Origin of the sequence: Escherichia sp. AM3, assembly GCF_032029835.1 — a bacterium.
In the GTDB taxonomy this organism is placed as follows: Bacteria; Pseudomonadota; Gammaproteobacteria; order Enterobacterales; family Enterobacteriaceae; genus Escherichia; species Escherichia coli.
In genome coordinates this window covers 180,869-193,522 of sequence record NZ_JAVUPQ010000002.1, presented here as the reverse complement: position 1 = coordinate 193,522, position 12,654 = coordinate 180,869, and the positions used below count along the sequence as shown (strand labels likewise).

The window sequence follows — 12,654 nt, the reverse complement described above, 5'->3', positions numbered from 1 at the left end:
GCCTGATGGCTCCTGTTTTTCATTGCACAGTTTGCTTTTAGATCATCAGGGCAAAAGTACCGGCCCAAACGATGACCATAAAAGAAATGCCCATAAAGAAATATTTCACTTTACATCTCTCCGCGTAATTACTGTTACGCCTGAATGACTTCATTACACCTGATACAGTGAGTTGACACCGGGCAAAGCGACCTTAAAAGCCCTGTATTTTACCGTGGGCATCACCCCAGAATTCTGAGCTAAACTGCTCGAGACGGCGCTAATGTACGCCTAAAACTGAAACGAGACAAGAGGCATTTTCTTATTTACTTTTAGTAACTTACAAGTGTCTCATATCGGCGACAGTTTAATTTCTGACGGTAATAATTAGATATTCAGCGAAGGAAAAAACCTTAAGAAAAAAGCCATAAAAACCATGAGGTTATTATGGCCGATTTGAGGAGGGAAAGAGTAAGAGCAGTTTGTTAAATGTACAACGACGATTCTCCCACCGGGCGCGTTTTAAAGCGACGGTGGATCCAGAGGTACTGCTCCGGTGCGCGCATGATCTCTTTCTCGATAATCTTGTTCATATAGGCAGCGGCTTGATTTTCATCTGTCGGGTAGCCTTCCATCTCTGGGGTGATGAACAAACGATATCCGCTGTAATCCGCTTTTCTTACCATCGTTACGGTCAACATGGCTGCGCCAGAGAGACGGGAGAGAACATAGGTGCCATTGGTTGTGGCGACATTTTCCACCGCAAAGAACGGCGCGAAGGAGCTGCCTTTACGACCATAATCCTGATCGGGAGCAAACCATACCGCTTCACCTTTCTTCAGTGCACCGACAATGCCGCGCAGATTATTTCTGCCGATCATCGCTTTGTTAGAGCGCATGCGCCCACGGGTCTGCACCCATTCCATCAGCTGATTATTATGTGGACGATAGGTAGCCATCATTGGTTGGCACAGTCCCATCACGCGGCCGCCCAGTTCCAGCGACATAAAATGGACGCCGACAACCATTACGCCGCGATTTTGCATTTGTGCGCGTTTAAGGTTATCCAACCCTTCAACATCAAACCATTTACGTACGCGACTGTCGGGCCAGAACCATGCCATGCCGGTTTCTACCAGCGCCATGCCGAGTGAACGAAAGTTTTCGGCAATCATCTTCTCGCGTTCTTCCGCAGAATGCTGCGGGAAACAAAGTTCCAGGTTTTTACGGGCGATAGATTCACGACGTTTCAGGAATGGTCGCGCCATTGCGCCAATACGCGTGCCGAGAAAGCAGAGAACAGGATAAGGAAGCTGTACCCAAAGCCAGAGTACACCAAGCCCAAACCATGTGAGCCAGTAGCGAGGATGTAGAAACTCGCGGGAAAATTTGCATTGTGGAAACATAGTTACCTTCTGTAGATACGAATTGTTGTATCGCAGAAGATTCCATGTCGACAGCGGTACACTCAATTGGTTGGGCCATCATGTACGACAATGGTTCCTGTAAAGAGTGTAAAGACTAGTCAGGACATAACCACGAGGAGCATGAATGCGGTATCTGTACTTTATCACTCGCTGACTGCTTTCAGCTACTGATTATTAATCGTGCAAAGTAAATATTTTTCCGTACACAACAGTCTTGCATTTAACATGCTGTTTTCATTGATGCTTAGCAAAAATTGCCAGAGGTTAAGGATTGTCTTACTATTAAAGTGACTGAAGTTACAGGTTTTTTAGCGCGGCAGGAGGTTGAGCTATGATTTATTTATGGATGTTTCTCGCCCTGTGTATTGTCTGCGTAAGCGGCTACATCGGTCAGGTACTGAACGTGGTATCGGCGGTCTCTTCTTTCTTCGGCATGGTGATCCTCGCTGCACTCATTTATTACTTCACCATGTGGTTAACTGGCGGTAATGAACTGGTGACGGGGATATTTATGTTTCTTGCCCCGGCTTGTGGCTTGATGATTCGCTTTATGGTGGGGTATGGCAGGCGATAGTGGGTCAGGATGGCTCATTTGGGCAGGTGTTCACATCAGCATCAGACATGATTGTTCACCTGCCATGTGACAGACGCTATCGCACAGGATGAATAAGATAATTCGCCTTTGTCGGATAAGTAGGCGTGATTTCTTCTGTGAGGTTTAATGGTGGCGCATCTTCTCTCATCTTAAACAAAATCGCCTGTGATGGCTGAAGTTTTGTAGAGTGTGTGGTCGTCATCGCTGATGTTTTTTCAGTCTCTTTATAGCTCCTCTCACTTACACCACCAGAAATGGAAAATGCAAAAACATTGCATGCCATAATAGAGACCAATAAAAATAAGCTGAAAAGTATTAAGTTTACTTTCATAGAAAGTTATCCTGAAAATGGTTCACTGAGAACCTACGATGTTATGGCTGTATTTACATATAATTAATCAATATTTACATCGATATAATAAATGACATCTCTTTGTGGTACATAAGAATAGTTCTCTGCGACAGGAAGCAGATTCCTACAATTGTAAGACTAAAATACTTCTTGCGATAATAACTACAACTGTAAGATAACCCTTTCAAAATGACCGTTGCTCTCTGATTTCTCATTTCATGCTCACCCAATATGATGGCGGCGTTTTCTAAAACTGTTAAAGAATGAGGTAAGTATGAAACGTTTAATTATGGCTACGATGGTCACAGCAATTCTGGCATCTTCAACTGTATGGGCTGCTGATAATGCACCGGTAGCGGCACAACAGCAAACTCAGCAAGTTCAGCAAACCCAGAAAACGGCAGCAGCAGAGCGTATCTCTGAACAAGGTTTATATGCGATGCGTGACGTGCAGGTAGCGCGCCTGGCTCTGTTTCATGGCGATCCAGAAAAGGCAAAAGAACTGACCAATGAAGCTTCCGCTTTGCTGTCAGATGACAGTACCGAATGGGCAAAGTTCGCTAAGCCAGGTAAAAAGACCAATCTCAATGATGACCAATATATTGTCATTAATGCATCTGTCGGAATTTCTGAGAGTTATGTAGCAACTCCCGAAAAAGAAGCCGCGATAAAAATTGCCAATGAAAAAATGGCGAAAGGGGATAAAAAGGGCGCAATGGAAGAGCTTCGCCTGGCCGGTGTTGGCGTAATGGAAAACCAATATCTGATGCCACTTAAACAGACTCGTAATGCACTTGCTGATGCGCAGAAACTGCTTGATAAAAAGCAATACTACGAGGCAAACCTGGCGCTTAAAGGTGCGGAAGATGGAATCATCGTCGATAGCGAAGCACTGTTTGTGAACTAATGCTGACAGGCAGTATATTGAGGTAAAGGATTTAACTCCCTCCAGCCGACAATTTTTTATGACCACAATACGACAGGTTGTGGTCATAAAATTATTTGGCGCTCGCGGTGCTATAAACTCGCATTTTATATTCCTCAAAGTAAACCGCAATAATCCCGTGTCATCACAAATCATTTATTATGTTATGTTTTATGGTACGCTTTAAAAAGCGTAATCATACCCTTGCTTGTAAATCACCGGCGCTTCTTACAGTTGTAAGAATAACATCACAAATCTCGCGGCTCTCTCTGATTACCGCGAAGCAATATTTATCATATTCTTCTTTTCGTCCTCACTACTTACCATGCAGAAAGGAATTGGAAGTGGCGATGAAATGATTTTCAGCACTTGATACAGGAATGTGAAAATATCGAGTGCCGCTACGACGATATTTTGCGGGTTATTTATAGAAGATATTACGCCTTAAATAAACGCTAAATTAACACATATTTAATTAACTAATAGGTATTGCTATGTCAACTCCACTTCAAGGAATTAAAGTTCTCGATTTCACCGGTGTGCAATCTGGCCCATCTTGTACTCAAATGCTGGCCTGGTTTGGCGCTGACGTTATTAAAATTGAACGTCCCGGCGTTGGTGACGTAACGCGTCACCAGCTGCGAGATATTCCTGATATCGATGCGCTTTACTTCACCATGCTTAACAGTAACAAACGTTCTATTGAGTTAAATACCAAAACAGCGGAAGGCAAAGAGGTAATGGAAAAGCTGATCCGCGAAGCTGATATCTTAGTCGAGAACTTTCATCCAGGGGCCATTGATCACATGGGCTTCACCTGGGAGCATATTCAAGAAATCAATCCACGTCTGATTTTTGGTTCGATCAAAGGGTTTGATGAGTGTTCGCCTTATGTGAATGTAAAAGCCTATGAAAACGTTGCTCAGGCAGCGGGTGGCGCGGCATCCACTACGGGTTTTTGGGATGGTCCGCCGCTGGTAAGCGCTGCAGCGTTGGGTGACAGCAACACCGGAATGCATTTGCTGATCGGTTTACTTGCTGCTTTGCTGCATCGCGAAAAAACGGGGCGTGGGCAACGAGTCACCATGTCAATGCAGGATGCCGTATTGAACCTTTGCCGCGTGAAATTACGTGACCAGCAGCGTCTCGATAAATTGGGTTATCTGGAAGAATACCCGCAGTATCCGAATGGTACATTTGGTGATGCAGTTCCCCGCGGTGGTAATGCAGGTGGTGGCGGTCAGCCTGGCTGGATCCTGAAATGTAAAGGCTGGGAAACCGATCCTAACGCCTATATTTATTTCACTATTCAGGAGCAAAACTGGGAAAACACCTGTAAAGCCATCGGCAAACCAGAATGGATTACCGATCCGGCATACAGTACAGCCCATGCACGACAGCCACATATTTTCGATATTTTTGCTGAAATCGAAAAATACACTGTCACTATTGATAAACATGAAGCGGTGGCCTATTTGACTCAGTTTGATATTCCTTGTGCACCGGTTTTAAGTATGAAAGAAATTTCACTTGATCCCTCTTTGCGCCAAAGTGGCAGTGTTGTTGAAGTGGAACAACCGTTGCGTGGAAAATATCTGACCGTTGGTTGTCCAATGAAATTCTCTGCCTTTACGCCGGATATTAAAGCTGCGCCGCTATTAGGTGAACATACCGCTGCTGTATTGCAGGAGCTGGGTTATAGCGACGATGAAATTGCTGCAATGAAGCAAAACCACGCCATCTGATATTAACGGGGGCTTCTGGCTCCCAATTTATAAAAATTTCGAGGTTATTAATCATGTCAGATCAACTTCAAATGACAGATGGTATGCATATCATCGTTGAAGCATTAAAACAGAATAATATTGACACTATTTATGGTGTTGTAGGTATTCCTGTGACGGATATGGCACGCCATGCCCAGGCGGAAGGCATTCGTTATATTGGTTTTCGTCATGAGCAGTCGGCAGGCTATGCCGCTGCGGCAAGCGGTTTTCTTACCCAAAAACCGGGGATCTGCCTGACAGTTTCTGCGCCAGGATTCCTCAATGGTTTGACCGCATTGGCCAACGCAACGGTAAATGGTTTTCCGATGATCATGATTAGCGGCTCCAGCGACCGCGCGATCGTCGACCTACAGCAAGGTGATTATGAAGAGCTGGACCAAATGAATGCGGCAAAACCGTATGCCAAAGCAGCATTTCGCGTTAATCAGCCGCAGGATCTTGGCATTGCATTGGCACGCGCTATCCGGGTCTCTGTATCGGGTCGCCCTGGCGGAGTTTATCTTGATTTGCCAGCAAATGTCCTGGCCGCGACGATGGAAAAAGACGAAGCGTTAACCACGATTGTTAAAGTTGAAAATCCGTCGCCAGCATTATTGCCATGCCCGAAGTCAGTCACTAGCGCAATTTCGCTTTTAGCAAAAGCTGAACGGCCATTAATTATCCTTGGCAAAGGCGCGGCGTATTCACAAGCTGATGAACAGCTTCGTGAATTTATTGAAAGTACTCAGATTCCATTCCTGCCAATGTCTATGGCGAAAGGGATCCTTGAAGATACGCATCCACTTTCTGCGGCAGCTGCGCGTTCGTTTGCCCTGGCAAATGCTGACGTTGTCATGCTTGTTGGTGCACGACTGAATTGGTTATTGGCACACGGTAAAAAAGGATGGGCGGCAGATACACAGTTTATTCAACTGGATATTGAACCGCAGGAAATTGACAGCAACCGCCCCATTGCTGTGCCAGTCGTTGGTGATATTGCATCCAGTATGCAAGGTATGCTGGCAGAACTGAAACAAAACACATTTACGACTCCACTGGTATGGCGCGATATTTTAAATATCCACAAGCAGCAAAATGCACAAAAAATGCATGAAAAATTAAGTACAGATACTCAACCATTAAATTACTTTAATGCATTAAGTGCTGTGCGCGACGTATTGCGCGAGAACCAGGATATTTATTTAGTTAATGAAGGTGCAAATACCCTGGATAATGCACGAAATATTATTGATATGTATAAACCACGTCGTCGTCTGGATTGTGGTACCTGGGGTGTCATGGGCATCGGTATGGGCTATGCCATCGGTGCTAGCGTGACTTCTGGTTCTCCGGTTGTCGCCATTGAAGGTGATAGTGCTTTTGGTTTCAGTGGGATGGAAATTGAAACGATTTGTCGATATAACCTGCCGGTGACGATCGTTATTTTTAATAATGGCGGCATCTACAGAGGAGACGGTGTTGATCTCAGTGGCGCTGGTGCACCATCACCAACGGATCTGTTGCACCATGCAAGGTATGACAAATTAATGGATGCGTTTCGTGGCGTTGGCTATAACGTCACCACGACAGATGAACTTCGTCATGCTTTAACCACCGGTATTCAGTCGCGCAAACCGACCATTATTAATGTGGTCATCGACCCTGCAGCAGGAACTGAAAGTGGCCATATTACCAAACTTAACCCAAAACAAGTCGCTGGTAATTAAATACTGACATCGTCTCCTCTTGCCAACTCATTATGCGATGGTGAGGGGACCCTTATCGGAAATACTATTATGCTAACATTTTTTATTGGCGATTTATTGCCTATTATCGTAATCATGCTGTTGGGTTATTTTAGCGGCAGACGAGAAACATTTTCAGAAGATCAAGCTCGGGCATTTAATAAACTGGTATTAAACTACGCGCTTCCTGCGGCTCTATTTGTATCTATTACTCGGGCAAACAGGGAAATGATTTTTGCGGACACTCGTCTGACCCTTGTATCACTTGTGGTTATTGTCGGATGTTTCTTTTTCTCCTGGTTCGGTTGCTACAAATTTTTTAAACGTACCCATGCAGAAGCAGCTGTATGTGCATTAATTGCAGGTTCACCTACCATTGGATTCCTGGGGTTTGCAGTTCTCGATCCTATTTATGGTGATTCCGTATCAACAGGTTTAGTGGTAGCAATTATTTCTATTATTGTTAACGCAATTACTATTCCTATTGGTCTGTATTTGCTGAATCCTTCCTCAGGAGCGGATGGTAAGAAGAATAGTAATCTGAGCGCATTAATTTCTGCGGCAAAGGAGCCAGTTGTATGGGCACCTGTTCTGGCAACGATCCTGGTGTTGGTTGGGGTAAAAATTCCGGCAGCATGGGACCCAACCTTTAATCTGATTGCGAAGGCTAACTCAGGGGTAGCGGTATTCGCTGCGGGGTTGACTCTGGCTGCACATAAATTCGAGTTCAGTGCCGAAATTGCTTATAACACCTTCCTGAAGCTGATTCTGATGCCACTGGCGCTGCTTCTCGTTGGTATGGCATGTCATTTGAACAGCGAACATTTGCAGATGATGGTACTGGCAGGCGCATTACCGCCGGCATTCTCCGGAATCATTATTGCCAGCCGGTTTAATGTCTACACCCGCACTGGTACAGCGTCATTGGCTGTGAGCGTACTGGGTTTTGTCGTCACGGCTCCCTTGTGGATTTATGTCAGTCGACTGGTTTCATAATTAATCATGTTATTGATTTTACATAAATGCCGAAGTGTCTTTTCACCTTCGGCTTTTTTCAAGGCATAAGCAAATGACAAATAATGAAAGCAAAGGGCCGTTTGAAGGCTTATTAGTTATCGATATGACACATGTCCTTAATGGACCTTTCGGAACTCAACTTCTTTGTAATATGGGCGCAAGGGTAATTAAAGTTGAGCCACCAGGTCATGGTGATGATACCCGCACATTTGGTCCCTATGTGGATGGACAGTCACTCTATTACAGTTTTATTAATCATGGCAAAGAGAGTGTGGTTCTTGATTTAAAGAATGATCACGATAAAAGTATATTTATAAATATGCTCAAACAAGCTGATGTATTAGCTGAGAATTTTCGCCCAGGTACAATGGAAAAACTGGGGTTTTCATGGGAAACGCTTCAAGAAATCAACCCGCGCCTCATATATGCTTCATCGTCAGGTTTCGGACATACCGGTCCGCTAAAAGATGCTCCTGCCTACGATACCATCATTCAGGCAATGAGCGGGATAATGATGGAAACAGGATATCCTGATGCTCCGCCAGTGCGCGTTGGTACATCTCTTGCGGATCTATGCGGCGGTGTCTATTTATTCAGCGGAATAGTGAGTGCACTTTATGGCCGCGAAAAGAGCCAGAGAGGGGCGCATGTCGATATAGCGATGTTTGATGCCACGCTGAGTTTTCTGGAGCATGGTCTGATGGCATATATCGCGACAGGGAAGTCACCACAACGTCTGGGAAATCGCCATCCCTACATGGCACCTTTTGATGTTTTCAATACTCAGGATAAGCCGATTACGATTTGTTGTGGTAATGACAAGCTTTTTTCTGCGTTATGCCAGGCACTGGAGCTTACGGAACTGGTTAATGATCCCCGATTTAGCAGCAATATTTTACGCGTACAAAACCAGGCTATTCTTAAACAATATATTGAGCGGACGTTAAAAACGCAGGCAGCTGAAGTTTGGTTAGCCAGAATACATGAAGTTGGTGTACCCGTCGCGCCGTTATTAAGTGTGGCTGAGGCCATTAAATTGCCACAAACTCAGGCAAGAAATATGTTGATTGAAGCCGGGGGAATAATGATGCCGGGTAATCCGATAAAAATCAGCGGCTGCGCGGACCCGCATGTTATGCCGGGAGCGGCAACGCTCGACCAGCATGGGGAACAAATTCGCCAGGAGTTCTCATCATAAATGTAAGATGTGCTGGTAAATAGCTCCCACATTTGAACATTGTGGGAGCCGCTATTTAGTCATTTTTCTGACAGAAAACAGCAATCTCCTGGTCCAGCTCTGCAATGTGTTCTTTTACAGAGTTCAGCAACTGAAGAATTTCAGGCTTACTGTCATCTGAAACAGGTGTTATTTCTAACTGATGGCTAATATTAATCAACTTTTGCAAATTCAGGATGTTAGCCGCACCGTGGATGCGATGAATACACTGATGGAAAGTTCTGTTATCGCCAGCTTCTAGTGCTTGAAACGCAGCGGGTAGATCTTTATGCGTTTCATGCTGGAAAGTCATGAGAATCTCCTGCATCAGTTGTAGATCGTTCGCCGTATTATTTTTCAGGGCTTCGATATCAAGGTGGCGATACTGAGGTGCAATATGCGCAACCTGGTGTAACTGACTTAAATGTGTTTTCAGTACATCCAGGGTCAACGGTTTGAACAAACATAAGTTCATGCCGCAACTTAACCCTTTTTCACGTTCGTTAGCCTGTGCGTTGGCTGTAAGCCCCCAGATGGGTAAGGAAGAATTTTGCTCACGGAGTTTGCGAGTCAACTCAAAACCATCCATATTCGGCATATTAACGTCAGTAATAAGCAGATCATAATGTTGCATACTGACTTTGTGTAGCGCTTGCACACCATCAGTGGCTTCATCAACATCATATCCTAATAGATTTAGCTGGCGTTTGAGTAATAGCCTGTTGGTCGGATGATCATCCGCGATTAATATGCTCAACTTTTCAGGTAGTGTGATGGGGTGTTCTGCTTTTGCCTCGATAGTCGCCACTTGCTGGCTAATTTCTACCGGGATTGTGATCGTAAATGTTGTTCCTATGCCTGGATGACTTTCTAATGACAAATCGCCCTGCATATTTTTAATTAATTCTTTGCAGATCATTAAGCCTAAGCCAGATCCTGTTTGCTGGCGACCTGCACTTGTTTGGCTGTAGCGTTTAAAGAGTTGTTGTTGTTCTTCCTGCGATAATCCACTTCCAGAATCCATAATCGTCATTTTGATAACAGCGTGGTTGTCATCAATGTGAACCAGGGAGGTCGTAATTTTTACTGCCCCCTCGGTGGTAAATTTGAGAGCATTGCTCAGTAAATTTGATAAGACCTGCTTAAACGCCTGAGGGTCGATCTTAACCAGGTAATGATCAGGAAATGTACTGCTGCAACTTAATGCGATCGATTTGCTTGCAGCAATCGCACCGAAAGAGTGACAAGTGTTCTGGACTAAAGTAGGGATATCGACCCATTGTGGTTGAAGTTGATAGTTACCCGATTCAATTTTGTCGACATCAAGGATTTCACCAATTAAGCCGAGGAGTGATTGTCCGGTGGCGTAGGCAAGTGAAATCGCCTCCACCCGTTGCTCCTTGCTAAGACCAGAACCCGACAGAAGTTCCAGGAAGCCCATAATAGAGCTTATTGGTGTTCTTATTTCGTGACTCATCGTTGCCAGAAACTGACTTTTTGCTACGGTAGCCTTTATCGCTTTATTTTTTTCTACCTCGAGTGCATTAATTAGATCACGCGTTTCAGTAATATCTTGCCAACCACAAATATATACTGCATTGTCACTTGCAGGAAGATTGCATAATGTATGCCAGTGATTAATGCATCTTTTCTCGATGCCATTATCAATTTCAAATACCTGTGTGTATATTGTTCGATTTTCTTTCGTTTCTGCTGTGACTTCATGCGCATTAGAAAAAACATCTTTAAAGGGTGAGTCACTGTTTTCTAATGGTAACATTGCATTTTTGTAGTAATCCGCAGTGAAATAATGTTCAAAAGCACTATTATGACTAATGACATTACCTTGCCAGTTTACAACATAAGTTGGATTCGGTAAGGAATCCGAGAGTGCTTTTCGGAATGATATTTGGTTTTCTAAATCACCCTGAATGACTTTACGACGACGAACTGAGCGTAACAGGTAGAATCCCCATAAAAGGCTACTGCCAACTAATAAAACGGATAATGTCGTAACAATATAAAATTGCTCGCTATATAGGTCCCATGTGTCAATGGTCACATTGGGCATTTTAATCCATTTTTCCGTCAGGCGCAGAACTTCGCTTGGGGGAATTGCATTCAGTGCTTTATTAATAATATCCTTAAGTTCCGGTTCTCCGCGAGGAAAAGCGAACGAAAGCGATGCATTCGGAACGCCAGGAATAAGAAAATGATAAAGTTCATTAGGATAGTAATGATCGATCATGTAACGCGAATTTAACTGTGTCGCGACCAGAGCATCAAGTTCACCTTCCTTAACCTTGTGAAATGCAGCGCTGGCATTATCGACCTGTATCCATTCAACCTCCGGATACATCTCTTTTAATTGCGAATGCAGCTCATAATAATATGGAATGGCAACTTTCATTCCTTTTTTTAATGTTTGTTCACTGTCAGGTGCTTTTTGCATGACAAAAACGTATGGCGTTGTTATGAAAGCTTCTGCAAATGAAACATTATTTTCTCGATCTTCACTATAAATAGCGCCAGGTATTATATCCCATCCACCGGGGTTAAGCTGTGTTCCGGCATGGATATTGTGTGAAACGGTGATCGGAGAAAAATTTAAACCTGTTTGCAAGGTAATAATATTAAGAATATCCCCCATAACGCCCCGAACCGAGCCATTTTCATCCGTCATAGAATAGGGAGGAGAGTAAGGATTTTCCAGCACCTTTAAATCGGGATGTTGCTTAATCCACTGTTTTTCATGTTCAGTGAGTTCTAATGGTTTGTTCAGAAAGGCCAGGTTTCCTGTATCAAGCCAATTTTGTGAAACTTCATAGCGAACTTCATTTGTTAAAGCATCAACAAATCTATTGAGTACTTCATTAAGAATGACGGATTCTTTTCTGGTCAAGAAAAAATTATATTGACGCGGCGAGTTATAATATTTCACTACATTTAAGGAGTGAGTGAAATAGCGGGAAATCATACTGCTGGTAATGATGTTACTACCAATAAAGTAATCATTCTGTCCGGCTGATACGGATGCTAATGCCTGATATAAATTTGTAAAAGAGATAATTGTTGCTTTTGGAAACGATTGATGAATTACCTCGTCTGGGGGGTAATTTGCTACCCGAGCAATATTTACTGGTTTTGGTGAGGTAAGCGGTCGCATTGAGTCGTGAAGGGTGGTTACCAGCGCCGGAAAGGTAATTATCAATGGTTTGGTTGCAGCAATGTCACTATTAAGAGGCGGCGAAGTAACTAAATGTGATAACACTATATCGACTTCACCTTCTGCAAGCGCGTCCATTGCTTTTTGATGATCGGCGTATTCCCGGAGTGTTAATTTGATATTTAACGCTCTTTTTAAAAGATTTAAATAATCAGCATTAATACCACGAACCTGTTGCTGCGAATCGGTATGCAACAAGGTAGCCGTTTGGGACTTGTGTACTGCAATCACAAGATTTTTTTTGCTCGCTAACCAACGTAATTCCTTGTTGCTCAGACGTACTGGATCAAGTGTGACACGGTTGTTACTACTGATGCCACGATATTCGATGTAATCTTCGTCTGCGAAACTTATGGTCGACCAAAGACCACAACAGAGAAGAAAAAAATAGGGTAAAAACTTCATG

The 12,654-nt window shown here is 43.7% G+C and carries 10 protein-coding genes; 6 read left to right on the top strand and 4 right to left on the bottom strand.

Annotated features, from left to right (window positions below; genetic code table 11):
- Positions 1-37: 37 nt before the first annotated feature.
- Positions 38-109, bottom strand: coding sequence for a membrane protein YpdK (gene ypdK, locus RTW80_RS02050; RefSeq protein WP_010723117.1), 72 nt, complete (start codon positions 107-109; stop codon positions 38-40).
- Between the two features lie 355 nt (positions 110-464).
- Positions 465-1,385 (bottom strand): kdo(2)-lipid IV(A) palmitoleoyltransferase, encoded by a 921-nt coding sequence (gene lpxP / locus RTW80_RS02045; protein ID WP_000484404.1) that lies wholly within the window; start codon positions 1,383-1,385, stop codon positions 465-467.
- Between the two features lie 352 nt (positions 1,386-1,737).
- On the opposite strand from lpxP, the gene RTW80_RS02040 reads away from it, so the two are divergent.
- Positions 1,738-1,980, top strand: coding sequence for a YfdY family protein (locus RTW80_RS02040; protein ID WP_000639883.1), 243 nt, complete (start codon positions 1,738-1,740; stop codon positions 1,978-1,980).
- A gap of 76 nt (positions 1,981-2,056) precedes the next feature.
- On the opposite strand, the gene ypdI is transcribed toward RTW80_RS02040, so the two are convergent.
- Positions 2,057-2,332 (bottom strand): colanic acid biosynthesis lipoprotein YpdI, encoded by a 276-nt coding sequence (ypdI, locus tag RTW80_RS02035; RefSeq protein WP_000867637.1) that lies wholly within the window; start codon positions 2,330-2,332, stop codon positions 2,057-2,059.
- 295 nt (positions 2,333-2,627) lie between these two features.
- Here ypdI and RTW80_RS02030 point away from each other — a divergent pair, with 295 nt between their 5' ends.
- The 5 genes from RTW80_RS02030 to yfdE all read left to right on the top strand — a co-directional run bounded on the left by RTW80_RS02030 (position 2,628) and on the right by yfdE (position 9,004).
- Positions 2,628-3,260, top strand: a complete 633-nt coding sequence (locus tag RTW80_RS02030; RefSeq protein WP_000825604.1) for a YfdX family protein — start codon at positions 2,628-2,630, stop codon at positions 3,258-3,260.
- Positions 3,261-3,772: 512 nt separating this feature from the next.
- A complete protein-coding gene (gene frc, locus RTW80_RS02025; RefSeq protein ID WP_000106759.1) occupies positions 3,773-5,023 on the top strand; it encodes a formyl-CoA transferase in 1,251 nt (416 codons plus the stop codon).
- A 53-nt stretch (positions 5,024-5,076) separates the two neighbouring features.
- Positions 5,077-6,771, top strand: coding sequence for an oxalyl-CoA decarboxylase (oxc, locus tag RTW80_RS02020; RefSeq protein WP_001283499.1), 1,695 nt, complete (start codon positions 5,077-5,079; stop codon positions 6,769-6,771).
- Positions 6,772-6,840: 69 nt separating this feature from the next.
- Positions 6,841-7,785, top strand: coding sequence for a transporter YfdV (gene yfdV, locus RTW80_RS02015; protein ID WP_000955028.1), 945 nt, complete (start codon positions 6,841-6,843; stop codon positions 7,783-7,785).
- A gap of 73 nt (positions 7,786-7,858) precedes the next feature.
- On the top strand, positions 7,859-9,004 hold the full coding sequence (gene yfdE, locus RTW80_RS02010) for a CoA:oxalate CoA-transferase (protein WP_001296867.1): 1,146 nt from the start codon (positions 7,859-7,861) through the stop codon (positions 9,002-9,004).
- A 55-nt stretch (positions 9,005-9,059) separates the two neighbouring features.
- Here yfdE and evgS read toward each other — a convergent pair whose 3' ends face one another.
- Positions 9,060-12,653: an acid-sensing system histidine kinase EvgS gene (evgS, locus tag RTW80_RS02005; protein ID WP_001317243.1), complete on the bottom strand. Its 3,594-nt coding sequence runs from the start codon at positions 12,651-12,653 to the stop codon at positions 9,060-9,062.
- Between the last annotated feature and the right edge of the window lies 1 nt (position 12,654).

Coding starts and splice junctions, on each gene's coding strand:
- lpxP (WP_000484404.1), bottom strand. CDS start 1,385: ATGTTTCCACAATGCAAATTTTCCCGCGAGTTTCTACATCCTCGCTAC.
- RTW80_RS02040 (WP_000639883.1), top strand. CDS start 1,738: ATGATTTATTTATGGATGTTTCTCGCCCTGTGTATTGTCTGCGTAAGC.
- ypdI (WP_000867637.1), bottom strand. CDS start 2,332: ATGAAAGTAAACTTAATACTTTTCAGCTTATTTTTATTGGTCTCTATT.
- RTW80_RS02030 (WP_000825604.1), top strand. CDS start 2,628: ATGAAACGTTTAATTATGGCTACGATGGTCACAGCAATTCTGGCATCT.
- frc (WP_000106759.1), top strand. CDS start 3,773: ATGTCAACTCCACTTCAAGGAATTAAAGTTCTCGATTTCACCGGTGTG.
- oxc (WP_001283499.1), top strand. CDS start 5,077: ATGTCAGATCAACTTCAAATGACAGATGGTATGCATATCATCGTTGAA.
- yfdV (WP_000955028.1), top strand. CDS start 6,841: ATGCTAACATTTTTTATTGGCGATTTATTGCCTATTATCGTAATCATG.
- yfdE (WP_001296867.1), top strand. CDS start 7,859: ATGACAAATAATGAAAGCAAAGGGCCGTTTGAAGGCTTATTAGTTATC.
- evgS (WP_001317243.1), bottom strand. CDS start 12,653: ATGAAGTTTTTACCCTATTTTTTTCTTCTCTGTTGTGGTCTTTGGTCG.